This is a genomic window from Dongia sp. (assembly GCF_041909655.1).
Lineage (GTDB): Bacteria > Pseudomonadota > Alphaproteobacteria > Dongiales > Dongiaceae > Dongia.
In genome coordinates this window covers 129,573-153,427 of sequence record NZ_JAYRDA010000003.1, presented here as the reverse complement: position 1 = coordinate 153,427, position 23,855 = coordinate 129,573, and the positions used below count along the sequence as shown (strand labels likewise).

General features: G+C 62.9%; 23 protein-coding genes. 12 read left to right on the top strand and 11 right to left on the bottom strand.

The genetic code is table 11. The features are described 5' to 3' along the window. The first annotated feature begins 149 nt into the window (after positions 1–149). Both ACE3PR_RS06920 and typA read left to right on the top strand, forming a co-directional pair. Positions 150–1,142: an adenosine kinase gene (locus ACE3PR_RS06920; RefSeq protein ID WP_374369642.1), complete on the top strand. Its 993-nt coding sequence runs from the start codon at positions 150–152 to the stop codon at positions 1,140–1,142. 238 nt (positions 1,143–1,380) lie between these two features. Beyond that, complete coding sequence (gene typA / locus ACE3PR_RS06915) at positions 1,381–3,216, top strand: translational GTPase TypA (protein ID WP_374369639.1); 1,836 nt, start codon at positions 1,381–1,383, stop codon at positions 3,214–3,216. A 71-nt stretch (positions 3,217–3,287) separates the two neighbouring features. Here the strand turns inward: typA and ACE3PR_RS06910 are convergent, their stop codons facing one another. The 4 genes from ACE3PR_RS06910 to ACE3PR_RS06895 form a co-directional block, all read right to left on the bottom strand. Then, positions 3,288–3,683: a GIY-YIG nuclease family protein gene (locus ACE3PR_RS06910; protein ID WP_374369636.1), complete on the bottom strand. Its 396-nt coding sequence runs from the start codon at positions 3,681–3,683 to the stop codon at positions 3,288–3,290. 23 nt (positions 3,684–3,706) lie between these two features. After that, positions 3,707–4,375 carry a YggS family pyridoxal phosphate-dependent enzyme gene (locus ACE3PR_RS06905; protein WP_374369633.1) on the bottom strand — a complete coding sequence of 223 codons (669 nt, stop codon included), beginning with the start codon at positions 4,373–4,375 and terminating at the stop codon, positions 3,707–3,709. 131 nt (positions 4,376–4,506) lie between these two features. Continuing rightward, positions 4,507–5,637: a porin gene (locus tag ACE3PR_RS06900; RefSeq protein ID WP_374369630.1), complete on the bottom strand. Its 1,131-nt coding sequence runs from the start codon at positions 5,635–5,637 to the stop codon at positions 4,507–4,509. A 434-nt stretch (positions 5,638–6,071) separates the two neighbouring features. Then, positions 6,072–6,935, bottom strand: coding sequence for a sulfotransferase domain-containing protein (locus ACE3PR_RS06895; RefSeq protein WP_374369628.1), 864 nt, complete (start codon positions 6,933–6,935; stop codon positions 6,072–6,074). 241 nt (positions 6,936–7,176) lie between these two features. Here ACE3PR_RS06895 and ACE3PR_RS06890 point away from each other — a divergent pair, with 241 nt between their 5' ends. The 5 genes from ACE3PR_RS06890 (at position 7,177) to ACE3PR_RS06870 (ending at position 12,573) form a co-directional block, all read left to right on the top strand. Next, positions 7,177–7,758, top strand: a complete 582-nt coding sequence (locus ACE3PR_RS06890) for a DUF3576 domain-containing protein (protein WP_374369625.1) — start codon at positions 7,177–7,179, stop codon at positions 7,756–7,758. Between the two features lie 94 nt (positions 7,759–7,852). Further along, positions 7,853–10,426: a leucine--tRNA ligase gene (gene leuS / locus ACE3PR_RS06885; protein WP_374369622.1), complete on the top strand. Its 2,574-nt coding sequence runs from the start codon at positions 7,853–7,855 to the stop codon at positions 10,424–10,426. After that, complete coding sequence (gene lptE, locus ACE3PR_RS06880; RefSeq protein ID WP_374369619.1) at positions 10,413–11,003, top strand: LPS assembly lipoprotein LptE; 591 nt, start codon at positions 10,413–10,415, stop codon at positions 11,001–11,003. Before leuS ends, lptE begins: the two co-directional genes overlap by 14 nt. 19 nt (positions 11,004–11,022) lie before the next feature. Further along, positions 11,023–12,048 (top strand): DNA polymerase III subunit delta, encoded by a 1,026-nt coding sequence (holA, locus tag ACE3PR_RS06875; protein WP_374369616.1) that lies wholly within the window; start codon positions 11,023–11,025, stop codon positions 12,046–12,048. Positions 12,049–12,123: 75 nt separating this feature from the next. Beyond that, positions 12,124–12,573 (top strand): thermonuclease family protein, encoded by a 450-nt coding sequence (locus tag ACE3PR_RS06870; protein WP_374369614.1) that lies wholly within the window; start codon positions 12,124–12,126, stop codon positions 12,571–12,573. Between the two features lie 7 nt (positions 12,574–12,580). Here the strand turns inward: ACE3PR_RS06870 and ACE3PR_RS06865 are convergent, their stop codons facing one another. Genes ACE3PR_RS06865 through ACE3PR_RS06835 form a run of 7 tightly spaced genes read right to left on the bottom strand, consistent with a single transcriptional unit; the run spans position 12,581 to position 18,833 of the window. Continuing rightward, positions 12,581–13,468, bottom strand: coding sequence for a ParB/RepB/Spo0J family partition protein (locus ACE3PR_RS06865; RefSeq protein WP_374369611.1), 888 nt, complete (start codon positions 13,466–13,468; stop codon positions 12,581–12,583). Between the two features lie 4 nt (positions 13,469–13,472). Continuing rightward, a complete protein-coding gene (locus ACE3PR_RS06860) occupies positions 13,473–14,255 on the bottom strand; it encodes a ParA family protein (protein WP_374370759.1) in 783 nt (260 codons plus the stop codon). Positions 14,256–14,293: 38 nt separating this feature from the next. Continuing rightward, positions 14,294–14,923: a 16S rRNA (guanine(527)-N(7))-methyltransferase RsmG gene (gene rsmG, locus ACE3PR_RS06855; protein ID WP_374369608.1), complete on the bottom strand. Its 630-nt coding sequence runs from the start codon at positions 14,921–14,923 to the stop codon at positions 14,294–14,296. After that, positions 14,924–16,804: a tRNA uridine-5-carboxymethylaminomethyl(34) synthesis enzyme MnmG gene (gene mnmG, locus ACE3PR_RS06850; protein WP_374369605.1), complete on the bottom strand. Its 1,881-nt coding sequence runs from the start codon at positions 16,802–16,804 to the stop codon at positions 14,924–14,926. It lies immediately after the preceding gene. Between the two features lie 48 nt (positions 16,805–16,852). Next, a complete protein-coding gene (gene mnmE / locus ACE3PR_RS06845) occupies positions 16,853–18,184 on the bottom strand; it encodes a tRNA uridine-5-carboxymethylaminomethyl(34) synthesis GTPase MnmE (protein ID WP_374369602.1) in 1,332 nt (443 codons plus the stop codon). Beyond that, complete coding sequence (locus ACE3PR_RS06840; protein WP_374369599.1) at positions 18,181–18,564, bottom strand: ferredoxin; 384 nt, start codon at positions 18,562–18,564, stop codon at positions 18,181–18,183. The genes mnmE and ACE3PR_RS06840 overlap by 4 nt, the downstream gene beginning before the upstream one ends. 20 nt (positions 18,565–18,584) lie before the next feature. Further along, complete coding sequence (locus ACE3PR_RS06835) at positions 18,585–18,833, bottom strand: DUF6489 family protein (RefSeq protein WP_374369596.1); 249 nt, start codon at positions 18,831–18,833, stop codon at positions 18,585–18,587. 193 nt (positions 18,834–19,026) lie between these two features. Between ACE3PR_RS06835 and ACE3PR_RS06830 the strand changes: the two genes are divergently transcribed. The 5 genes from ACE3PR_RS06830 to hemJ all read left to right on the top strand — a co-directional run bounded on the left by ACE3PR_RS06830 (position 19,027) and on the right by hemJ (position 23,771). Further along, complete coding sequence (locus tag ACE3PR_RS06830; RefSeq protein ID WP_374369593.1) at positions 19,027–19,503, top strand: hypothetical protein; 477 nt, start codon at positions 19,027–19,029, stop codon at positions 19,501–19,503. A 54-nt stretch (positions 19,504–19,557) separates the two neighbouring features. After that, complete coding sequence (locus ACE3PR_RS06825; protein ID WP_374369590.1) at positions 19,558–20,046, top strand: hypothetical protein; 489 nt, start codon at positions 19,558–19,560, stop codon at positions 20,044–20,046. Between the two features lie 72 nt (positions 20,047–20,118). Next, complete coding sequence (locus ACE3PR_RS06820) at positions 20,119–22,212, top strand: thioredoxin domain-containing protein (RefSeq protein ID WP_374369587.1); 2,094 nt, start codon at positions 20,119–20,121, stop codon at positions 22,210–22,212. A gap of 71 nt (positions 22,213–22,283) precedes the next feature. Then, positions 22,284–23,339: a ferrochelatase gene (hemH, locus tag ACE3PR_RS06815; protein WP_374369584.1), complete on the top strand. Its 1,056-nt coding sequence runs from the start codon at positions 22,284–22,286 to the stop codon at positions 23,337–23,339. A 3-nt stretch (positions 23,340–23,342) separates the two neighbouring features. Further along, complete coding sequence (gene hemJ / locus ACE3PR_RS06810) at positions 23,343–23,771, top strand: protoporphyrinogen oxidase HemJ (protein ID WP_374369581.1); 429 nt, start codon at positions 23,343–23,345, stop codon at positions 23,769–23,771. Positions 23,772–23,855 lie beyond the last annotated feature (84 nt).

Sequence of the window (23,855 nt, the reverse complement as noted above, 5' to 3'; positions counted from 1 at the left end):
TAAAAAGGCAACTCGTGGATCCCCCGCCTTCGCGGGGGATGACAGTCTCCGGTCGCCCTTGCCGACCCTTGCCCGGCGCCGCTTCATCCCTATACTCGCCCGCGATCGGTGGCCGACATGGCCGCCAGCTTTCTTTTCTGCGGGGATGAATGACCGACAAGCTTTTCGACGTGTGCGGGATCGGCAATGCCATTGTCGACGTGCTGGCCCATTGCGATCTCGACTTCATCGACAAGATGAAGCTCAACAAGGGCACCATGACGCTGATCGATGCAATGCGGGCGGAGGAGCTTTACGACGCCATGGGCCCGGCGGTCGAAGCGTCCGGCGGTTCCTGCGGCAATACCATTGCGGGCCTTGCGTCACTGGGCGGGCGCGGTGCGTATATCGGCAAGGTCGGCAACGATCAACTGGGCGGTATCTTCCGGCACGACATGCGCGCGCTCGGCGTGCATTTCGAAACACCGACCGCGACCAGCGAAACGCCCACCGCGCGCAGCATGATCTTCGTGACACCCGACGCCGAGCGCACCATGAATACCTATCTCGGCGCCTGCGTCGAGCTGACGCCGGAAGATGTCGACGCGCTGGTGGTGAGCCGCTCGAAAGTGACCTATCTCGAAGGCTATCTGTGGGATCCGCCTTTGGCGAAACAGGCCTTCCTCAAGGCCGCCAATATCGCCCATGGCGCGGGGCGCGAAATTTCGCTCTCGCTCTCCGATCCCTTCTGCGTACAGCGCTACCTCGCCGAGTTCCAGGATCTGGTGAAGAACCATGTCGACATCCTGTTCGCCAACGAGCACGAGATCATGGCGCTGTGGGAGACGGATGATTTCGACGCGGCGGTAAAAACCACGCGAGAGCATTGCAGCCTCGCCGCCATTACCCGGAGCGCCAAGGGTTCGGTCATCATCGCCGGGCCGCAGGTAATCGAGGTCCCGGCCTGGCCTGTGAGCCGCGTGGTCGACGTGACTGGGGCGGGCGATCTTTACGCCGCCGGTTTCCTCTATGGCTATACCCAGGGGCGCGACCACGCCGATAGCGGTCGCATCGCCGCTTTGGCCGCCGCCGAAGTCATCAGCCATTTCGGCGCCCGGCCGGAAACGCCCTTGAGCGAGCTTCTGTTGCAGCAAGTGGGCTAATAGGGTACAAGCCCGCTTGAAAAAACACCCCTCGTTCCGGCCCTTGCTCCATTTTGTGGTGTAAGGGTGAGGAAATCGCTCCCGGTAGAATGGGTAGCGCTGGTAACTGGTTGCCATTCCACAATAATTCCCTCACCCGGTCAGGCGGGAAGGGGGTCTGGGAAAGCGGCGGCCGATGGCAAATGTAATACTTGCCATGGGATGATGGGCGTTACCGCAATTTTCGAAAAGCGAAGCCATGAAACTGCGCAATATCGCCATCATTGCCCACGTCGACCACGGTAAAACCACCCTCGTCGACCAGCTCCTGCGCCAATCCGGCGCCTTCCGCGCCCACCAGCAGGTGGCCGAACGCGTGATGGATTCCAACGATCTGGAAAAGGAGCGCGGGATCACCATTCTCGCCAAATGCACCTCGATCCAGTGGCAGGATACCCGCATCAACATCGTCGACACCCCCGGCCACGCCGATTTCGGCGGTGAGGTCGAGCGTATCCTCTCGATGGTGGATGGCGTGGTGCTGTTGGTGGACGCCGCCGAAGGCGCCCTGCCGCAGACCAAATTCGTCACCACCAAGGCGCTGCGCCTCGGCCTCCGGCCGATCGTGCTCATCAACAAATGCGATCGCCCGGACGCCGATCCCCATACCGTCCATGACCAGATTTTCGATCTGTTCGCGGCACTCGACGCGACGCCGGAACAGCTCGACTTCCCCACCCTCTTCGCCTCGTCGAAGCAAGGCTGGGCGACCGAAGATCTGGAGAAGGGCGAGCGCAAGGATCTGGCGCCGCTCTATGATCTCATCGTGCGTCACGTGCCGGCCCCGAAAGTCGAAGAGAACCGGCCGTTCTCGATGCTGGTCACCACGCTGGAATATGACAATTACCTCGGCCGCGTGCTGACGGGCCGTATCCAGACCGGTACCGCCACGGTCAACATGCAGCTCCGCGCCATGCGGCCGGACGGCACTCAGGTGGAAACCGGGCGCCTGACCAAGCTCCTCGCTTTCCGTGGCATCGAGCGGACGCCGGTCGAGAAGGCGGAAGCGGGCGACATCATCGCCATTGCCGGTCTTACCGACACCACGGTCGCCGACACCATCGCCGCGATGGAAGTCGAGGTGCCGCTGAAGGCACAGCCGATCGATCCGCCGACCCTCTCGATGAGCTTCTCGGTCAATGACAGCCCCCTCGCCGGTCGCGATGGCGACAAGGTGACCAGCCGCATGATCCGCGATCGCCTGATGCGTGAATCGGAAGGCAATGTCGCCATCCACGTCACCGAGACCGAGGACAAGGATGCGTTCCAGGTCGCCGGCCGTGGCGAACTGCAATTGGGCGTGCTCATCGAACAAATGCGCCGCGAGGGCTTCGAGCTGTCGATCAGCCGCCCGCGCGTCATTTTCCAGACCGATCCGAAGACCAACCAGCGCCTGGAGCCGATCGAAGAAGTCGTCATCGACGTCGACGAGGAATTCACCGGCGTGGTCATCGACAAACTGGGCCAGCGTCGTGGTGAACTCGTCGAGATGCGTCCCTCCGGCGGTGCCAAGACGCGCCTGGTCATGCTGGTGCCGGCTCGCGGCCTCATCGGCTATCACGGCGAGTTCCTGACCGACACCCGCGGCACCGGCGTCATGAGCCGGCTGTTCCACGGCTACGCGCCTTACAAGGGCGCCATCGAAGGTCGTCGCAACGGCGTTCTGATTTCGAACGCCGACGGCATCTCCGTCGCCTATGCTTTGTGGAACCTGGAAGAGCGCGGCAAACTCATGATCGATGCCGGCGTGCCGATCTATGAAGGCATGATCATCGGCGAGAACAGCCGTGCCAACGATCTCGAGGTCAATCCGCTGAAATCGAAGCAGCTCACCAACATCCGCACCACGTCAAAGGATGAAGCCATCCGCCTGACGCCGCCGATGAAGCTCAGCCTCGAACAGGCTTTGGCCTATATCGAGGAAGACGAATTGGTGGAAGTGACGCCCAAGGCGATCCGTATCCGCAAGGCCGTCCTCGATCCCAACGACCGCAAGAAGGCCGAGCGCGCGGCGGAAGCAGCGCAGGCGTCGTAAGCTCAGGGCCGATCTTATTGTCATGGCCCGCCTGAAGCGGGCCATGACAATTAGGGTAAGCCGGCGCACGTCTATCCGAACAATTCGTCGTAGAGATCGCGCCAGTCCGGATTCTCCTTCGCGATCAGACGCACTTTCCAGGCGCGCGGCCACTTCTTCAGGCGTTTCTCGCGATGGATTGCGGCATTGATATCGTCGTGTGCCTCGAAATAGACGAGGCGCTTAAGGCCGTATCGCTTCGTAAACCCATCGATCTCGCCAGCTCGATGCTGTGCGATGCGACGAACGAGGTTTGTTGTTACGCCAACATAGAGCGTACCGTGTGGCGCGTCGGTCATGATGTAGGCTGCGGCGAACACCGTTTGCGTCGCTCCATTTCTGTCATGGCCCGCTTCAGGCGGGCCATCCACGAGTTTGTCGGCGACTGATAAAAGCAACTCACGGATGCCCCGGCCAAGCCGGGGCATGACAATTTTGGTATTCGATCACTCTACCCCCGCGAACCGAAGATCGCGGTGCCGACGCGCACATGGGTGGCGCCGCATTGGATGGCGGTTTCGAAATCGCCGCTCATGCCCATGCTGAGCTGCGCCAAATTGTTGCGCGCGGCGATCTTGGCGAGGAGCGCGAAATGCGGGGCCGGATGCTGATCCACCGGCGGGATGCACATGAGGCCGACGACCGGCAGTTTGAGATCGTCGCGGCACAAGCGGATAAAGGCATCGACATCGCCGGGATGAATGCCGGCCTTCTGCGGCTCCTCGCCGGTATTCACTTGAACGAAGAGCCTGGGGTGCCGGTTCTGCTTCGCCATCTCGGTGGCCAGCGCCTCGGCCAGTTTCGCGCGATCAAGCGATTGAATGACGTCGCAGAGCGCCACGGCGTCACGCACCTTGTTGGTCTGCAGGGGACCGATAAGATGGAGTTCGAGATCTGGGTGCTGCGCCTTCAGCGCGGGGAATTTCGCTTGCGCTTCCTGCACGCGGTTCTCGCCGAAGATCCTTTGCCCGGCGGCGATGGCCGCGGCGATCGCTTCGGCGGGATGTGTCTTCGACACGGCGATGAGGGTAACGTCTTGCGGTTTCCGCGCGGCAGCGACGGCCGCCTTGTTGATGCTGGCGCGGATCGCTTCTAAATTCTGAGCAATGGATTGGGTCATGGCAATTCCGTCATGGCGGCGCGGACTATAAATCCACGCGCCCCCTCACGGAAGCGCACAAACAAAGAAGGGCGCAGTTTCCTGCGCCCTTCCAAGTCGTCTCTGGTATCGCCAGCTTGCGCTGGACGAAATCAGAAGCTGATCGACGAACCGACCGCGAACTCGATCGAGTCGTAATCGTCGGCAGCGGCGGTATCATCCGCAGCTTCAACCCAGGTGTAGAAGATGCCGGCGTCGAGATCGATGCCGGGGCCCATGGCGTAGTTGCCGGTGACGCCAACGCGATCAACCGTCGCGCTGTCGCTCTCGCCTTCAACTTCGGTATCCAGGTGGGCATAGCCGAGACCGACGGTCCAGGCGTCAACGTTGTAGGTGAAGCCCGTACCGATGACCCAAGTATCCTCGCCCTCGCTGCTGATGCCGTTTTCGGCATCATGATCAAGGATGTAGGTACCGGCCACGCCGAAGCTGAAGCCACCGAAGCTGAGGTTCACACCGGCGTTGTAACCGGACTGCTCGGTTTCACCGGCGCCCTCTTCCTGGACATCGCCTTCCCAATAGGCAGCGGCGCCCACGTCGAGGCCCCAACCGTCACCCTCGTGGGTGAAGTGCGCACCGAGACCGACGTTGTTGTCGGCGTCACCGGTGTTGCTGTCCGCACGCCACTGACCGTCGGCGTTGTCACCGTTGTTGTAATCCTTTTCGTTGTCGTTCGGGGTGAACGACACGCCAAAGGTGAAGCCGCCGAAATCCGGCGAGTAGTAAACCAGCTTCTGCGACTTGTCCTGGTTGGAGGTCACGCCTTCGATATCGAAGAAGCCCGGCGACGCGACCGAACCGGTGGTGTTCGGCGAATACGGACCGAAGTTCGCGGTCGAGCCCGGCGGCAGCATATACATGTTGCCGGCAGCGCCAGCCTGCGAACCGATGCGGATGTCACCGAAACCGCCGCGGAAATACGCGTAGGCCTGGTCGATCTGGTCGTTGTTTTCGTCGCCGCCTTCGAGGTCGATACGCGCACCGACGGTGACGCCATTGTCGAGGGTCACGTTGCCGACGAAGTAGATTTCAGCATCGGTACCGACGCCGATATCGTTACGATCGTCGCCAGCTTCGCCGCTGCCATCATCATCGAAAGCAACACCGAACTGGTTGGTGATGTAACCACCAAGGCTGAGCTTGACACCATCGGACGCCTGAGCAGTGCCGGCCACGAGGCCGATACCGAGCAGAGCCGAGGTCCCCAGGAGAACTTTTTTCATCTCGAGATTCCCTAAGTTTGCGATTGCCACCGGCCTTAGTCTCCCACCTTTTCGGTTTGAAAGACGGGCCGGATGCCCCTCGTCCGCGGTCCGCCATGCCAAGTCGACTGGGTTAAGTACTTAACGCAATCGACTCAAACTGCATGCGCAGTCCGGAACCAGCGATACCTTCGTGGAAGGGGGGGTGGGGTGTCAAACCATTTGAGCCGAACACTGTGGCATTTTCCTATCCCTGTGGCGCAAAAGCCACAAGGCTAATCGCGGGCCACCGCGTTCTCGATCAGGGCTGCGGGCATCTTGGATTCATTCATTAATCCGCCCCCCCTGAACCTGCCTAACAGTTCGCTGGAACCACCGGTGTCGTTGGCAGGTCACCCTGCGGAGCCAGTTTGGCAACCACACAGGCAACCCAAGGAAAGGCAATAAATCCTAAACTAACCCACTTTGGCAATATCGAGGGGTAAGTACTTGAAGCGGGTCATCTGTTCCCGATGCTGGTCGATAATCCGCTCAATCTGCGCCTCGGTGAGTTGCTCGCGCCATTGGCCGGCTTTCCCGACCCGGAAGAACTTACTGCCCTTGGCGGATTTCTCCTGAAAACCCTTGGCATCCTCCTGCTCGCGCAGCTTCTTGAAAGAGGAAAGCTCGATCGCCCGGTCGAGCTGGGCCGGCGGCACGTTGAGCCCCATGAAGCGGGCGATGCCGCCGAAGGCGTGTTTTGGCTGTGCCAGCATGTCCTCGTACCGCACGACATGGAGGCCGCGATGCGGGGTCTGGGTCCAGCTTTTGACATGGACCGACCAGGAGGAATGGATCTCGAAGACGATATTGCCGTCGGCAAGGCCGCCGTTATTGGTGTCTCCCATGACCTCGATTGCCTTGTCGATATCGACGCCGTAATGATCGGCCAGCGAGAGCACGAGATCGAGCGGGTTCCTGACCACATAGATGGCACCGGCGGTGAGATCCATGTTGATGGTCGGATGGCCATGCGCCTCCATGAGCGCGTTATGGGTCTTGGCAATCACCGTCTCGCGTTTCGAGGCCATCATGGCGAGCTGCGCGCCCCGGCGCATCTTGGCGACGTCGGCGCGGCTCCAGGCCAAGGGTGGGCGGGGATCGAGATGGCGGAACCATTGCACCAGGGAATCCCCGGTGGTCAGGACATTCATGTCGTTAATATCGACCGGGGCCCCGCCGGCCTTGGCATCCGCTTGCCTCAACAGATTGTGAATGAAGGCGCGCAGCCACGTATTGCCCGATTTGGGATAACTGGCCAGCCATAGAATCTTGCCCATTGAAACCCTTGAAAAGCTTTCCGCAACCGTCTCGCACCGGGACCTGCGATTTGGCCGGCGATTTGAGCCGTCAGCCACCCCTGATTAGGTTGACGAGCGACCCATAATTCGCATACCAGTCTTGGGCCGCCGGCAGTGACGGGCCGCAGGCGCGACATTGCCTTCTTAAAGGGTGATCGCGATCCGGTGCAAATTCCGTTCAGATCGGTGGCTTTAGGGGTAAGAGCGTCGGGCCGTCAACATGAAACTCCCACATCGTCGCGCTGACCAGTCCCGGTCTGGTGGTTTCATCGGGAAGCGATGGGCTTGTGCCCTGGCGGTGCTGGCTGCGACCAGTCTTCTGGCCGCCTGCAACGCCGATCTCGGCGGCGAGGAAAAATATCCCGAACGGCGCCAGAAGGGCGATTCCGGCCCGCAATACGATCAAGGCAACACGGTTTTCGGTCCCGGGGGCCTGTTCGGCAGCGAAGTGCCGGAAGATGGCGCCGGCGGTGGTGCCGGCATCGGCGTCAATTCGCTGCTGTGGCGCGCCAGTCTGGACACGGTCTCGTTCATGCCCCTGGTTTCGGCGGATCCCTTCGGCGGCGTCATCATCACCGATTGGTACACGCCGCCGGCCACGCCGGGCGAACGGTTCAAGGTCAATATCTATATCCTCGGCCGGGCGCTCCGGGCCGACGGCATCCGCGCCTCGGTCTTCCGCCAGCAGGATATGGGCGGGCAATGGGTCGACGCGCCGGTGGCCCTCAACACGGCGACCGACCTCGAGAACGCCATCCTTACCCGCGCCCGCCAGCTGCGCCAATCAGGCCAGCAGGAGTAAGGGCGAAAGAGAGCTAAATCGGCAGTGGCCCGCGCTTTACTGTCATGGTCGGCGTAGGCTGACCATGACATCCAAACAGTAAAGCCAGTCCAATATGTCGCGATATAATTTCTTGGAAGCTGAAGGCAAATGGCAGGCCGCATGGGATGCGCGCCATTGCTTCCGTACCTCGCCCGATACGAGCCTGCCGAAATATTACGTCCTGGAGATGTTCCCCTATCCCTCCGGGCGCATCCATATGGGCCATGTGCGCAATTACACGATGGGCGACGTGGTCGCCCGCTACAAGCGCGCCAAGGGCTTCAACGTGTTGCATCCCATGGGCTGGGACGCTTTCGGCCTGCCGGCCGAGAACGCCGCCCGCGACATGAAGATCCATCCCGCGAGCTGGACCTACGACAACATCGCCAATATGCGCGCCGAGCTGAAGCGCATGGGATTGAGCCTGGATTGGGACAAGGAACTCGCCACCTGCCATCCCGGCTATTACGAGCACCAGCAGCGCATCTTCCTGGATTTCTTCAAGGCGGGCCTTGCCTATCGCAAGGAAGCCTTCGTCAATTGGGATCCCATTGACCAGACCGTGCTTGCCAACGAGCAGGTGATCGACGGCAAGGGCTGGCGCTCCGGGGCACCCGTTGAGAAGCGCAAGCTCAGCCAATGGTTCCTGAAGATCACCGAATATGCCGAGGATCTGCTGCAGGCGCTGACCACCCTGGAGCGCTGGCCGGAAAAGGTCCGGCTGATGCAGGAGAACTGGATCGGCAAATCGACCGGCGCCTATGTCCGCTTCAAGCTGAAGGGCAAGGAGGACCGCATCGAGGTCTTCACGACCCGGCCCGACACGCTGTTCGGCGCCAGCTTCATCGCCGTCTCGCCCGATCATGCCATCGCGGAAGCGGCGGCGAGGAACGATCCCAAGGTCGCGGCCTTCATCGCCGAATGCCGCGCCGCCGGCACCTCGGAAGCCGCGGTCGAAGCGCAGGAAAAGCGCGGATACAAGCTCGGCCTCGAGGCTGAGCATCCCTTGATGCCGGGCAAGACCCTACCCGTCTATATCGCCAATTTCGTGCTGATCGAATACGGCACCGGCGCCATTTTCGGCTGCCCGTCCGGCGACCAGCGCGATCTGGATTTCGCGCGGAAATACGGCTTGCCCGTCATTCCGGTCGTCCTCCCCGCCGGCGAGGATCCGAAGACCTTCGCCATCGGCGACACCGCCTATACCGATGACGGCACGATCTTCAATTCCGGCTTCCTCGACGGGCTCGACACCGAGAGCGCCAAGAAAAAGGTGGGCGAAGTCCTGAAATCCCAAGGCGACGGCGAAGCCACCACCGTCTTCCGCCTCAGGGATTGGCTGGTCAGCCGCCAGCGTTACTGGGGCTGCCCGATCCCGATCATCCATTGCGATGCCTGCGGCCCGGTGCCGGTCCCGGCCAAGGACCTGCCTGTCCTGCTGCCCGACGACGTCACCTTCGAGAAGCCCGGCAATCCGCTCGACCATCATCCGAGCTGGAAGCATGTCGCCTGCCCCACTTGCGGCAAGGCGGCGCGGCGTGAAACCGATACCTTCGACACCTTCGTCGATTCATCCTGGTATTTCGCCCGTTTCTGCAGCCCCCGCGCCGACCAGCCGGTCGACCAGGCGATGGTCGATTACTGGCTGCCGGTCGATCAGTATATCGGCGGCGTCGAACACGCCATTTTGCACCTGCTCTATTCCCGCTTCTTCACCCGGGCCATGCGCAAGGTGGGTTATCTGAAACTCGACGAGCCCTTTGCCGGCCTCTTCACCCAGGGCATGGTGTGCCACGAGACCTATCGCGACCCCGCGACCGGGGAATGGCTGTTGCCAGACCAAATCGAGCGGAAAGGCCAGCAGATCGTGCGCGCCGATACCGGCGCCACGATCGATATCGGCCGTTCCGAGAAGATGTCGAAATCGAAGAAGAACGTGGTCGCCCCGGACGTCATCATCAACGGCTATGGCGCCGATACGGCGCGCTGGTTCGTCCTTTCCGACTCCCCGCCCGAGCGCGACATGGAATGGACGGCCGCCGGCGTCGAAGGTGCCTGGCGCTTCGCCCAGCGCCTGTGGCGCCTCAACGTCCAATGGCTGGAGGCGCATCCCGGCTTGAAGAATGCCGCCTTGGCCGAGGGTGGCGATGCCGCCTCTGCCCTGCGCCGGGCCAGCCACAAGGCCGTTGCCGGGGTCTCCGACGATATCGAGAAATTCCGCTTCAACCGCGCGGTCGCCAAGATCTATGAATTCGCCAACGGCCTCTCAGAAATCAATGACAAGGATCTGGGCGACGCGGCCGGGCTCTTTGCCCGCCGTGAGGCCCTGACCGTGCTGGCCCAGTTGATCGGACCGATGATGCCGCATTTGGCCGAGGAAATGTGGCAGGCGCTCGGCCACCAGACCCTGCTGGCCGAGACCGCTTGGCCGGAAGCCGATCCCCGGCTTATCATCGACGAATCGGCGACCGTCGCCATCCAGGTCAACGGCAAGCTGCGCGCGACCATCCAATTGCCGCGCGATTGCGAGCCAAAGGTGGCGGAAACCCGGGCTCTGGCCGAAGAGGCGGTCATTCGCGCCTTGGAAGGAAAGACGCCCAAGAAAGTGATCGTTGTGCCAAACAGGATCGTCAATGTCGTGGTCTAGACGGGATCTGCTGCGTTTCGGCCTTGCCGGCACAACCCTGATGATGGGCGGCGCCGCGCTTGCCGCCTGCGGCTTCAGGCCGCTTTACGGTCAGGCCAGCACGACACCCAATACCGGCGCCACGGTGGACGCCCATCTCGCGGCGATCAAGGTAGCGGCACCGGTCTGGGAACGTTCCGCCAGCCCCTTCGATGCCGGAGGTGCCGCCAAATACGATGCGCGCACCTCGCAGATCCTCCACAACGCCCTTCGCGATGCCCTCAATCCTTACGGCCAGCCGGCGACACCCGCCTATAATCTCAGCATGGAACTGACGGAATCCGTCGCTTCCACCTTGTCGGCCGAAGGCGGCGATATCGATCGCTATAACCTGACCCTGATCGCACATTTCCGCCTGGGCGATGCCGCGGGCGAGGAATTGCTGCTGGAGGATATCGGTGCCTTTTCGGCCTTTGCCGTGGTCAACGATCCCTATATCGACATCGTCTCGCGCAACGATGCGCGGGACCGCGCGGCGCGGCAATTGGCCGAGTTGCTGAAATTCCGCCTCTCCGCCTATTTCACCCAGAACGGCTGAGCCGTCGCTTGCCGTCCTGATGAAACTCGAACGCCAATCCCTCGACCGTTTTCTGAAGTCACCGGCCGAGAATGTGGCGGCGGTTCTCATCTATGGACCCGACGAGGGCATGGTGCATGAACGCGCCAATCTGATGACACGCGCCATTCTCGGCGAGGCGGACGACCCCTTCCGCCTGGTGGAGTTGAGCGGCGACGATCTCAAGGCCGATGGCGCGCGCCTCTCCGATGAGGCCCGCGCCATCGCCATGATGGGTGGACGGCGCGTGATCCGCGTGAGCCGCGTCACCGATGCGCTGGAGCCGGTCTTCGCGGCGCTTCTCGAAGAGCACCGCGACAGTGCGCTGGCTTTGGTCGTGGTCGAAGCCGGAGATGTGGGCAGCCGCTCCAGCCTCAAGAAACTCTTCGAAGGCATCGATCACGCCGGTGCCGTCGCCTGCTACCGGGACGAGGCCGCCGCCCTTCCCGCCATCATCGGCCAGCAAGTGAAGGAAGCCGGGCTCGAGATCGAGCGCGACGCGCTTTCCTATCTTGCCGCCAATCTCGGCGGCGATCGCGGCGTGACGCGCTCCGAGATCGACAAGCTCATTCTCTATATGGGTGCCGAGAAACGCATCGCCCTCAAGGATGCCGAGGCCTGTGTCGCCGATCAGGCGGCGATCGGCCTAGACGATCTCTGTCAGGCCGTGGGTCTGGGCGAGCTTAAATCCCTGGAGCGGCAATTGGAGCGCAACCTCGCCGAGACGCATCCGATCATGCTGGTGAAGATGGTCTCGCGCCATTTCCTGCGCCTCCATCAGGTGATCGCCCGCCTGCAGCGTGGCGAGCCGCTCGATGCCGCCATGAATTCCCTGCAGCCGCGCGTTTTCTGGAAAGCGGTGGACGGATTCAAACTGCAATGCCGGCGCTGGCAGGCGGGCGCCATCGCCAATGCCCTGCTGCGCCTCGCCGAGTTGGAAGCCGAGGCCATGCGCCACCATCAATTCGCCGACACGCTGATCCGGCGGGGTCTGATGGAAGTGGCCACACTGGCCAACCGTAAGTAGAGGCGAGTTTCCCGCTGCCAGCTCGCGCGGCGATCGCTTGTGCGGACTCGTCATTATGGCGCATCTCTGCGCGCCATGAAATTTCACGCACTGATCCTTGCATGCCTGTTCGTCCTCGTCTTCGCCGGCATTGGCAAGGCAGCACCCGATGACGGCTATCGCTGGATCGTGCTGGGCGCCGTCGATGGCGACACCCTCAACGTGGAGCTTCCGGGCCTCCCCCCTGAATTGCAGCCAGTCAAAATACGCGTTCTCGGCATCGACACGCCGGAATCCGGCGGTCGCGCCAAATGCAAATCTGAGCGTGACCTGGGAGCCAAGGCGACGGCCCTCACCCGCTTCCTGATCAACGATGCGCAAAGGCGCCAGCGTCCCATCGCCTTCCATCAGATCAGCTGGGACAAATATGGCGGGCGGATCGATGCCAAGGTCACCATCGACGGGCGCTCGCTGGGCGATACGCTGATCGGTGCCGGCCTCGCGCGCGCCTATGACGGCGGCAAGCGTGCCGGGTGGTGCGGGTAGCCGATCCTCAGCCGAGTTTGGCGATGATTCCGTCGAGCTGGGCCAGTGTCTTGTAATGCAGGGTGACCTTGCCGCCCTTGCCGTCGAAATCGATCTCGACCTTGAGGCCCAGCTTCAATCCAAGATCGCGCTCCAGCGCCTTGGTGTCGGCGTCCTTTTCCTTGGGCGCCTTCTTGGCTTTGAGTGATTTCAGGAGGTGGCCGGGCTTGAAATCCTTGGCGAGCTTCTCGGTCTGGCGGACGTTCAACCCTTGCGCCACCACTTCATTGGCCACGGCCAGGGGATCGGCACAGGTGAGGAGTGCGCGTGCATGGCCGGCGCTCAAGCGGCCGTCCGCCAGCATCGAGCGTACCTGGCCCGGCAGGTCCCGGAGGCGCAGCATGTTGGCAATGCCCGAGCGGCTCTTGCCCATGCGCTCGGCGAGTTCTTCCTGGGTGTATTTGAATTCCTGCATCAGGCGGAAATAGCCTTCCGCCTCTTCGAGCGGGTTGAGGTCCTGACGCTGGATGTTTTCGATGAGCGCGATCTCGAGGGCGTCGCGATCGGTAAGTTGCTTCTCGACAATCGGCACGTCGTGAAGCTGCGCCATCTGCGCGGCACGCCAGCGGCGCTCGCCGGCGATGATCTCGAACTCGCCCTTGGGCCGGCCAGGATGCGGTCGCACCAGAATGGGCTGCAGCACGCCATTGCTGCGGATCGATTGCGCGAGATCTTCAAGGGCCTGCAGATTGAAATGGCCGCGCGGCTGATACTTGCCGGGATGCAGCAATTCAATGGAGACGCTGCGCTGCCCGGCCACGGGTGTTGTGGGTGCCTCGGGCGCCGTCGCGGCAACCACCGCCGCGTCGCCACCGAGCAAAGCCGAAAGTCCACGTCCCAGATGTTTCTTCGCCATGATCCTAGGCCACCTTCAGCGAGCGGCCTTCGAGCCCCTGCTCGCGGCGCAGGAGCTCGGAAGCAAGATGGATATAGGCCTGGGAGCCGGCGCAGCGGATGTCGTAAAGCAAGGCAGGCTTGCCATAGCTCGGTGCCTCGGCGATGCGGACATTGCGGGGGATCGCGGTCTCGTAGACCTTCTGCCCGAAATAGGCGCGCACATCCGCCGCCACCTGTTCGTTGAGGCTCGAGCGCTTGTCGTACATGGTCAGCACGACACCCTGGATCTCCAGCACGGGATTCAAATGCTGGCGCACGCGCTCCACCGTCTTGATGAGCTGCGACAGGCCTTCCAGAGCATAGAATTCGCATTGCAGCGGCACCAACACGCAATCCGCCGCCACCATCGCATTCAAGGTCAGGAGCGAGAGCGAGGGCGGGCAATCGATCAACACGAAGTCATAGGCAAGATCGGCTTCGGCGAGGGCATCCTTCAGCCGGTATTCGCGGCGGTCGAGATCGATGAGCTCGATTTCGGCACCAGCCAGATCCGGCGTCGTTGGCACGATCGACATATTGGGTACAATCGTGGGTTGTGTCGCTTCGGCGATTTTCGCGCCGTCGATCAGAACCTCATAGGCGCCCGTTTCTCGTTGCGCAGCCTCCAGACCGAGGCCGGTCGAGGCATTTCCCTGGGGATCGAGATCGATGATGAGAACGCGTTTGCCGCAGGCGGCCAAAGCCGTCGCCAGATTGACCGCGGTCGTGGTCTTGCCGACCCCGCCCTTCTGATTGACGACAGCCATGATACGCGGCTGTGAAGTGGCTCGGCCGTCGGTCACGATCAACCCCGTCGCTGGATGTGGTGAAGCTTCAGAATGACGCCGCTTGGGTCGGTCAGACTCCGATGGCGTTCTGTTTCCATTGTCCAAGACCGCGCGGCCTCGGTCAATTCTTCTTCCGCCTTGGCGCCCTTCAGGAACAGGCAAACGGTCTGCGCGGTCAGATACGGCGCCGCCCAATCGAGGAGCTGGCTGAGGGACGCCAGGGCCCGGGCGGTGACGATCGGCGCCGGCCAGGCCTTGAGGGTCTCGATCCGGCCGGTATGGACCTGCACCCGCGCCGCGACTCCCGTCACCCGCGCGGCCTCCGTCAGGAAGACGCCTTTGCGCTGGTCGGAATCGACGAGATGCACCTGGCGCCCGGTCAGGATGGCCAGGACCAGGCCGGGAAAGCCGGCACCGGAGCCCAGATCCGTGATTGGCTCGTTGCCTGGCGGCAGGAGGGGTACCAGCTGGGCTGAATCCAGGAAATGCCGGCGCCAGAGATCGGCGAGGCTGTCCTTGGCCACCAGATTGATCCGCGCCTGCCACTTCGTCAGGAGTGCTGCATAGGCTTCCAGCGCCGATAATGTTTCACGTGAAACATCTTGGCCCTGGGATTTCAGGATGGACGTGAATTCGGCTGGTGTCACTCAAGCACTCTGGCGCTCAGTCTTCTGGCGGCGGACATGGCGCAGGAGAATGGTGAGGGCCGCGGGCGTAATCCCGGAAATCCGCTGTGCGGCCCCCAATGAGGCCGGGCGGGCATCCTTCAGCTTCTGCCGCACCTCGGTCGAGAGCGAGGGGATCGCGTCGTAATCGAGGTCATCCGGCAGAAGCAGCGCCTCATCCTTGCGGAAGGCGACAATATCCGCGTCCTGGCGCTTCAGATACCCGGCATAACGGCCGTCGATCTCGATCTGCTCGGCGATTTCGGGCGCAAAACCCGCAATCTCGGGCCAGATCCCGGCCAATCGCGCCAGGGTGATGTCCGGATAGCCGAGCAGCCCCATCGCCGTCCGGCGCTGTCCGTCCTGGTTCACCGTCAGGCCCAGCTTCTTGAGCTCGTTCGGGGTTGCGGAGAGTGCCAGCATGCTTGCCCGGGCAGCTTCGAGGGCCGCCACCTTGGCTGCGAAGGCCGTTTCGCGGGCGGGTCCCACGATCCCCCATGCCTGGCCCAAGCCGGTCAGGCGCTGGTCGGCATTGTCCTGCCGGAGCTGCAGCCGGTACTCGGCGCGGCTGGTGAACATGCGGTAAGGCTCGGATGTTCCACGTGAAACAAGATCGTCGATCATCACGCCGATATAGGCCGTAGCACGGTCCAGGCTGACGCCCTCACTCGCCCCACCGGCTAGGCGCGCGGCATTGAGGCCGGCCATCAGGCCCTGGGCGGCCGCTTCCTCATAACCCGTGGTGCCGTTGATCTGGCCGGCCAGGAACAGGCCCGGCAGCGCGCGCAGCTCGAGACTGGGCTTCAAGGCGCGCGGATCGACGAAATCGTATTCGATGGCATAGCCGGGCCGCAGCATCACCGCCTGCTCCAGCCCGGGAATGGTTTTCAGCAGATCCCGCTGCACATCCGCAGGCAGCGAGGTGGAAATGCCGTTGGGATAGACCGTGTCGTCGTCGAGGCCCTCCGGCTCCAGGAAGATCTGGTGCCGGTCCTTTTCGGCAAACCGCACCACCTTGTCCTCGATCGAGGGGCAATAACGCGGTCCGGTCCCTTCGATCTGGCCCGAATAAATGGGTGCCCGGTGCAGGTTTTCGCGAATGAGCGCGTGACCGGCCGGGCTGGTATAGGTGATGCCGCAGGCGATCTGCGGTGTGGTGATCTCGGCAGTCAGATACGACATTGGCACCGGCGGGTTGTCGCCGGGCTGTGAATCCAGGCTCTTCCAATCGATGCTGCGGCCGTCGAGACGCGGCGGCGTCCCGGTCTTGAGACGCCCCATGGGGAGATCGAGCCGCGCCAGGGTCGCCGCCAATTGCCGCGAAGGAGCTTCCCCCACCCGGCCCGCCGGCACCCGCTCCTCGCCGCAATGGATGAGGCCGTTGAGGAAGGTGCCCGTGGTCAGCACCACGGCGCCACACGCCAGGCGCCTGCCATCCTCGGTAATCACGGCGGCCACGCACCCATCGGGACCGATCTCGAGATCGCCGGCCGCACCGGCGAGGATGGTGAGGTTGGGCTGCTCGGCAAGGAGCGCCTGGACCGCCATCCGGTAAAGCTTGCGGTCGGCCTGGGCACGCGGGCCGCGCACGGCCGGGCCCTTCGACTGGTTGAGCATGCGGAACTGGATGCCGCCTTGGTCGATCGCCCGGGCCATGATCCCGTCTAGAGCGTCGATCTCCCGCACCAAATGGCCCTTGGCGAGACCGCCGATCGCCGGGTTGCAGGACATCTCGCCGATCTTCGCCGGGTCATGGGTCAAGAGGCAGGTGCGGGCACCGGCGCGCGCGGCGGCAGCGGCCGCCTCCGTCCCGGCATGGCCACCCCCCACCACAATCACATCAAATTTCAGCTCAGCGCTCATGTTTCACGTGAAACGTTTCAATATTTACCATATATTTCAATGGTATAGCTATTTTCCGATGCAGAATTCCCGAAAGATCAAATCGAGAACATCATCAACTTCCACCCGGCCGGTAATACGCCCCAGAGCCTGGACGGCGATGCGCAGATCCTCAGCTTTTAATTCTACCACCGGCGCCAGTAACCCACGCTGGAGCGCTTCGCCGCAGCGTTCCAGGGCCTCGCGATGGCGGAGCCGCGTCAAGGCAGGCTGCGTGCCGGGCGAGAGCCAGAGAGCTGCCCTGGCGCTCACCGCCGCGACCAAAGCCTCGATCCCCGACCCCGTCTTGGCGGAAATCTGGATCGCCCCACGGCCAGAGACCTGTACCAGCGCCGGCAGGTCCGCCAGTTCGGCCTTGTTCAATACGACAATCGCCTCCCCGTCAATCTGACTCAGCGCCGCCGGATCGAGATCTGGCCAGGATGTGGCGTCAAAAACGACAATACGTAGATCGGCATGCTCGGCGCGTTGCAGCGCGCGGCGCATGCCCTCCTGCTCGATCTCGTCGCCACTTTCACGCAAGCCCGCCGTATCGGCGATCAGCACCGGATAACCGTCGAGATCGAGCTTCACCTCGATGACGTCGCGTGTCGTCCCTGCACGGGCCGAGACGATCGCCGCCTCGCGCCCGGCGAGGCGGTTGAGCAGCGACGACTTGCCGACATTGGGTGCCCCCAGGATCGCGACCGACAAACCCTCGCGCAGCATCTCGCCGCGATGGCGGTCGCCAAGATGCTGCGCGATGCCTTGCGCGGTCACGCGCATCGCCTCATCGACCAGCAGCATCAAACCTTCGGGCAGATCCTCGTCGGGAAAATCGATCGCCGCCTCGATCCGCGCCAGCGCCGAGATAAGCGCGCCGCGCCAGTCTTCATAGAGCGCCGAGAGTTCCCCTTCCGCCTGACGCAAGGCCTGGCGGCGCTGGCCTTCTGTCTCGGCGGCGATGAGATCGGCGAGGCCCTCGATTTCCAAAAGATCGAGCTTGCCGTGATCGAAGGCGCGGCGCGTGAACTCCCCCGGCTCGGCCAGGCGCAGACCCGTTTGCGCCAGCGCATTGGCAACAGCCGCGATCACCGCCAGTCCGCCATGGATCTGCAGCTCGGCCACATCCTCGCCAGTGAAACTGGCTGGCGCCGGGAACCAGAGCACCAGCGCATCGTCGAGGGGTGTCGCGTCGCCGGGTGCAAACAGCCGCCGCGTGACGGCTTTTCGAGCTGCCGGAAGAGCCCGTTTTGTCAGGGCTTCCAGCACCTCGCCGGCATGCGGACCGGAGAGGCGGAAAACCGCGACGCCGGATCTCCCCGCGGGTGTCGCGAGCGCGAAGATGGTGTCGCTGCTCATTGCCCCGCTTTGAGGAGCCGGTCTTCAGGCAGCTTGTCGCCGGGCTGCAGCATCAGGCGCTCGACGCGCTCGCCCTTGATGAGATGACGCTGGATGATTTCTTCCGCGTCCTCGATCGCGTGCAAGGTATACCAGATACCCTCGGGATAGATGACGAGGGTCGGCCCCAATTCGCAGCGATCGAGACAGCCCGATTGATTGATGCGCAGCGCGTCGAGGCCAAGTTCCTTGGCGCGCGCCTTCATGTAATTGCGCAGCTTCTCGGCGCCGCGGCTCTTGCAGCAGCCGCGCGCATGGCCCGCCGGCCGCTCATTCACACAGCAGAAGACATGCGCCTGGTAATAGGGTGCGGGATCACCCGCCTTGCTCCGCTCGGTCATGATTCGCTTCTTGGCATCGTCTACTTCTTGGTCTCCGAACCGCCCTGGCCAAAGCTCTGCCAGAACATCTTCTGCAATTGATCGAGACTGGCGGCGCCCGCCGGCACCCAGGTCTTGAGAAGCGTTTCGGGATCGGTGCTCTTCATCGCCGACATGACCCGGTCCTGCATCTCCTGCATCACCGCCGCCTGCATCGGCGCCACATCGGGCAGACCGAAAAAGGCCCGCGCCTCCTCGGGCGTGCAATCGATATCGAGATGGATTTTCATCTGGCCTCCTGGACGGGACGGGCTGGATTGGTCGAAAGTCGGCCAGACACTAACCGATGCCGCACGGCAACAAAAGCGTGACGGGGGTCGTCACGAGGTGACGGATTCCGCCGGTTATGCTAGAGGCGCTGCGAGGATGCCCAAAGGGAGTCATGTCGGGGGACAGATAACCAGGGACGATCTCTGAGGACCCATGCCTAGCAACAAGACCGGTTATATCAACTACCGCGACCTGCCGCCCGACCCGCGCCTGAGGAAATTGCAGCAGATCTGGGAATCCTTGCGCCGGGATGGCTACCTGCCGCGCACCACCGCCGAGCTTCTGGCGGCATTTCCGGACGCCACCGACCATGCCAGCCTGGTGGAAATCCGCCACGAGGGCGGCAAACGGCGCTATTTCGTGGTGAAAGAAGGTCCGGCGGTCATTGCCGCGGTGGGCCTCGACGGGACCGGGACTTATGTCGACGATCTCGGCGACACGCCGGAATTCACCACCATCCTGACCAGCGATTACGACGGCATCATCGCCAGCAAAGAGCCCCGCCTCTATGCCGAGGAACACCATCTCGACGGCCGCCGGCGCGACATCATGGGCATCCAGCTGCCCTTTGCCGCCGATGGCGAAAATGTCGATTTCATCCTGGAATTCGTCTACCCGCTGGCGGAGTGAGCGCCCTTCGGCGCCGTATGTTAAGGTGGCCGGAACTGTGTTAGACGGCTCTCTATGACCGGATACATCAACTATCTGGACCTGCCGCTGGATCCCAGATTGCAGGCTCTGCTGGAAGCCTGGGAAAGACTGCGCCCCGATACGGGGGCGCTGCCCGCCTTCGACGACGCCGCGCGGGCCGTCTTCGCCGGGGTTCGGGACCATCTGACCGTCGTGGCGATCCATCCCGGCCCGCAGAAATCGGGGGCCAAAAAGCCCCGCTACTACGTGGTAAGCGACGGTCCCGAGATTTCGAAGGAACTCGGTTTCGACCTCACCGGCCGCTATCTCGATGAAATCGCCGAAATGCCGGAATTCCAGACCATGCTGGAAAGCGATTACGACATCGTCCGCACCAGCGGCAAACCCCGCACTTATGCCGAGGAACACCACCTCGACGACATGCTGCGGCGGATCGTGGGCGTTCAAATCCCTTTTGCCGCCGACGGCAGGAATGTCGACCATATCCTGGAAGTCACCTACCGGATCGATCAACCGACCTAGGTTCTAGTTCCTATTAACCTTCCGCAGAATGCGGTTGATCTGGCCTCTTGCGGCAGCCACTCTCTGACAATCATGACCAGAGACGCCACCCCCGCGCCTTCCGCCGCCGGAAAATCCGCCAATCCCAACAACCGGCTGGTGGGCGAGACCTCGCCCTATCTGTTGCAGCACAAGGACAACCCGGTCGATTGGCGGGCCTGGAACGATGCGGCGCTGGCCGAGGCAAAATCGCGCGACAAGCCGATCCTGCTCTCGGTCGGTTACGCCGCCTGCCATTGGTGCCATGTCATGGCCCATGAGAGCTTCGAGGACGAGGGCATCGCGGCGCTCATGAACGCGCGCTTCGTCAACATCAAGATCGACCGCGAGGAGCGACCCGATCTCGACCAGATCTACCAGCAGGCTTTGGCGCTGCTCGGCCAGCAGGGCGGCTGGCCCCTCACCATGTTCCTCACGCCCGATGGCAAGCCCTATTGGGGCGGCACCTATTTCCCGAAAGAGCCGCGCTATGGTCGGCCCGGTTTCGGCGATGTGCTGGTCGCCCTCTCCGATGCCTATCAGAACGACAAGGACAAGGTCGCGAAGAACGTGCGCGGGCTCGAGGACGCGATGCGCCAGCTCTCGACGCCGGCGGGCGGCGGCGAGGTTTCGGCCGAGGTGCTCGACCGCATCGCCGAACGCCTGCTGCAGGAAGTCGATTTCGTTCATGGCGGCATCCAGGGTGCGCCCAAATTTCCGCAGGCGCCGATCTTCAATCTGTTCTGGCGTGCCTATCTTAGGTCGCAAGACGGTCGCTACCGCGAAGCCGTGCATCTCAGCCTCACGCGTATGATCCAGGGCGGCATCTACGATCATCTGGGCGGCGGCCTCGCCCGCTATTCGACCGATGCGGAATGGCTGGCGCCGCATTTCGAAAAGATGCTCTACGACAATGCCGAGCTCCTCGGCCAGCTATGCGAGGCCTGGGTCGATTCCGGGGCGCCCCTCTATGAGATCCGCGCGCGGGAGATCGTCGGCTGGCTCATGCGCGAAATGCTGGCAGCACCCAACGCCGACGGGAAGCGCGCCTTCGCCGCCTCGCTCGATGCCGATTCCGAAGGCGTTGAAGGCAAGTTCTATGTCTGGGAAGAAAGCGAGATCGATGCCGTCCTCGGTGCTGAGGCGCCCTTCTTCAAGCATGTCTACGGCGTGAGCGCTGCGGGCAATTGGGAAGATACCAACATCCTCACCCGCAGCGATCAAGCGGGTCTGCTGCCGCCCAAGGACGAAGCGCGCCTTATGGCCGCGCGGGAAAAATTGCTGGCGCATCGTGCTGCGCGCATCCGGCCCGGCTGGGACGACAAGGTGCTGGTCGATTGGAACGGGTTGATGATCACATCGCTGGCGCTGGCCGCGCAGATCTTCGCGCAAGGAGATTGGTTGGCGCTCGCGGAAGACGCCTTCGCCTTCATCGACACAACCATGCGCGACGAGCGCGGTCGCCTGAAACATGCCTGGCGAAACGGGCGCCTGGCGCACCCCGCGACCCTCGACGATCACGCCAATCTCGCGCGCGCCGCCTTGGCCCTCCATCAGGCGACCGGCAAGGCCGGTTATATCCATGCCGCCAAACGCATCGTCGCCGATCTCGATACGCATTTCTGGGATCCGTCGGGCGGCGGCTATTTCTTCAGTGCCGCCGATACCAGCGACGTCATCATCCGCACCAAATCCGCCAATGACAATGCGACACCCGGCGGCAACGGCACGATGCTGGAGGTGCTGGCGCGGCTTTATCATCTCACCGGCGAAAGCGACTATGAGACGCGGGCGCGGGATCTGCTCGCCACGTTCTCCGGCGAGGTGCAGCGGAATTTCTTCCCGCTTGCGACTTTGCTCAACGCCGCCGATTTCCAACTGGCCGCGACCGATGTCGTGATTCTGGGCCAACGCAATGAGGCCGGCACCGAAGCGCTTCTCACCGCCCTTCATGCCAGGCCGATGGCGCATATCGTGCTGCAGCTCGTAGCGGATGCCGCCGCCTTGCCCGCCAATCACCCCGCCGCCGGCAAGATGCGGATCGACGGCAAGGCCACCGCCTATGTCTGCCGCCGGCAAACCTGCTCGGCGCCGGTGACGGATCCGGCCGAACTCGCCGCCATCCTCGCGCCCATTCGCCACACATGATCCCGTGGACGCAACGGCTCGTACCACGTTAGCCTCGTCCGCAAGGACACAGCCAAACCGAAGGATCAACCATGTCAGCCCCGCGCCGCATCGCCGTCGTTCTTTTCAATCTGGGCGGGCCGGACAACCAGGCGGCCGTGCAGCCGTTCCTGTTCAACCTCTTCAACGACCCCAGCATCATCGCGCTCCCCAATCCGTTCCGCTATCTCCTGGCCAAGCTGATCTCGTCGCGCCGCGCGCCGATCGCGCGCCATGTCTATCAGCAGATGGGTGGCGGCTCGCCGATCCTCCCCAATACGGAAGCCCAGGCCCGCACGCTGGAAACGGCACTGTCGGGTCTCGGCGAGGTCAAATGCTTCATCGCCATGCGCTACTGGCATCCCTTCACGGAAGAAACCGTGCGCGCGGTCAAGGCATGGCAACCGGACGAGATCGTGCTGCTGCCGCTCTATCCGCAATTCTCGACCACGACGACGGCCTCGTCATATCGGGTCTGGCAGGAGAGTGCGCGTAAACTGGGCCTCACCGTGCCGCAGCGATTACTCTGCTGCTATCCGACCGAAACCGGTTTCATCGATGCGGTGGCCGATATCACCGCCCGCGCCATCGCGGACGCCAAAGGCCAGGTACCGGGCCAGACGCCAACGATCATCTTCTCGGCCCATGGCCTGCCGCAGAAGATCGTCGATGGCGGGGATCCCTATGTATCGCAGGTGGAAGCCGGCGTGAAAGCGATCGCCGCCAGGCTGCAACTTCCGCCCGGGCAATGGGAGATCGCCTTTCAAAGTCGCGTCGGTCCGCTGAAATGGGTCGGCCCGGCAACGGATGAAGTCATCGCCCGCCACGCCGCGGCGAAGCGGCCGATCATCGTTGTGCCGGTGGCCTTCGTCTCGGAACATTCGGAAACCCTGGTCGAACTCGACATCGAATACCGACATCTGGCCGAGGAAAAAGGCGCTGCGGCTTATGTCCGCGCCCCCACCGTGTCGGCGCATCCCGCCTTTATCGCCGGTCTGGCGGACCTGGTCCGCCAGACTCTGGGAAGGCCGGAAACGATTCAACCCGGCTGCGGCCGCGCGGCATGCCAGGGATGGTCTCGCTGTGCCCTGACCCAGGCAGGAGTCTAAAGCATGGATCTCTACGCGTGGCTGAAAGCCCTTCACGTCATCGCCATCATCGCCTGGATGGCCGGCATGCTCTATCTGCCGCGGCTCTATGTCTATCACGCCAAGGCAACGCCCGGTTCGGAGCTGAGCGAGACCTTCAAGGTGATGGAACGGCGCTTGCTGCGCGCCATCATCAACCCCGCCATGATCGCCGCCTGGATTCTCGGCCTTTCCATGGCCTGGATCGGGGATCTGTGGATGGAAGGCTGGTTCCACGGCAAGGTCGCCTTGCTCGTGGGCATGCAGATCATCCATGCCGGCATGGCCCGCTGGCGCCGGGCATTCGCCGCGGATGCCAACCGGCACTCGCAGCGCTTCTACCGCTTCATGAACGAAGTGCCGACTCTGCTGATGATCGGTATCGTCATCCTGGTGATCGTGAAGCCGTTCTGACCTAAACCCCTCTTTCGCGCGCTTTGGTAGCAGAGACGCCCGAGCGGTGTTATTCTGCCTGCCTTGCCGGACTACTCCACTGCA

Bases quoted from the DNA above. Each gene is read 5' to 3' on its own strand.
- ACE3PR_RS06920 (WP_374369642.1), top strand. From the start codon at position 150: ATGACCGACAAGCTTTTCGACGTGTGCGGGATCGGCAATGCCATTGTC.
- typA (WP_374369639.1), top strand. From the start codon at position 1,381: ATGAAACTGCGCAATATCGCCATCATTGCCCACGTCGACCACGGTAAA.
- ACE3PR_RS06910 (WP_374369636.1), bottom strand. From the start codon at position 3,683: ATGCCCCGGCTTGGCCGGGGCATCCGTGAGTTGCTTTTATCAGTCGCC.
- ACE3PR_RS06905 (WP_374369633.1), bottom strand. From the start codon at position 4,375: ATGACCCAATCCATTGCTCAGAATTTAGAAGCGATCCGCGCCAGCATC.
- ACE3PR_RS06900 (WP_374369630.1), bottom strand. From the start codon at position 5,637: ATGAAAAAAGTTCTCCTGGGGACCTCGGCTCTGCTCGGTATCGGCCTC.
- ACE3PR_RS06895 (WP_374369628.1), bottom strand. From the start codon at position 6,935: ATGGGCAAGATTCTATGGCTGGCCAGTTATCCCAAATCGGGCAATACG.
- ACE3PR_RS06890 (WP_374369625.1), top strand. From the start codon at position 7,177: ATGAAACTCCCACATCGTCGCGCTGACCAGTCCCGGTCTGGTGGTTTC.
- leuS (WP_374369622.1), top strand. From the start codon at position 7,853: ATGTCGCGATATAATTTCTTGGAAGCTGAAGGCAAATGGCAGGCCGCA.
- lptE (WP_374369619.1), top strand. From the start codon at position 10,413: ATGTCGTGGTCTAGACGGGATCTGCTGCGTTTCGGCCTTGCCGGCACA.
- holA (WP_374369616.1), top strand. From the start codon at position 11,023: ATGAAACTCGAACGCCAATCCCTCGACCGTTTTCTGAAGTCACCGGCC.
- ACE3PR_RS06870 (WP_374369614.1), top strand. From the start codon at position 12,124: ATGAAATTTCACGCACTGATCCTTGCATGCCTGTTCGTCCTCGTCTTC.
- ACE3PR_RS06865 (WP_374369611.1), bottom strand. From the start codon at position 13,468: ATGGCGAAGAAACATCTGGGACGTGGACTTTCGGCTTTGCTCGGTGGC.
- ACE3PR_RS06860 (WP_374370759.1), bottom strand. From the start codon at position 14,255: ATGGCTGTCGTCAATCAGAAGGGCGGGGTCGGCAAGACCACGACCGCG.
- mnmG (WP_374369605.1), bottom strand. From the start codon at position 16,804: ATGAGCGCTGAGCTGAAATTTGATGTGATTGTGGTGGGGGGTGGCCAT.
- mnmE (WP_374369602.1), bottom strand. From the start codon at position 18,184: ATGAGCAGCGACACCATCTTCGCGCTCGCGACACCCGCGGGGAGATCC.
- ACE3PR_RS06840 (WP_374369599.1), bottom strand. From the start codon at position 18,564: ATGACCGAGCGGAGCAAGGCGGGTGATCCCGCACCCTATTACCAGGCG.
- ACE3PR_RS06835 (WP_374369596.1), bottom strand. From the start codon at position 18,833: ATGAAAATCCATCTCGATATCGATTGCACGCCCGAGGAGGCGCGGGCC.
- ACE3PR_RS06830 (WP_374369593.1), top strand. From the start codon at position 19,027: ATGCCTAGCAACAAGACCGGTTATATCAACTACCGCGACCTGCCGCCC.
- ACE3PR_RS06825 (WP_374369590.1), top strand. From the start codon at position 19,558: ATGACCGGATACATCAACTATCTGGACCTGCCGCTGGATCCCAGATTG.
- ACE3PR_RS06820 (WP_374369587.1), top strand. From the start codon at position 20,119: ATGACCAGAGACGCCACCCCCGCGCCTTCCGCCGCCGGAAAATCCGCC.
- hemH (WP_374369584.1), top strand. From the start codon at position 22,284: ATGTCAGCCCCGCGCCGCATCGCCGTCGTTCTTTTCAATCTGGGCGGG.
- hemJ (WP_374369581.1), top strand. From the start codon at position 23,343: ATGGATCTCTACGCGTGGCTGAAAGCCCTTCACGTCATCGCCATCATC.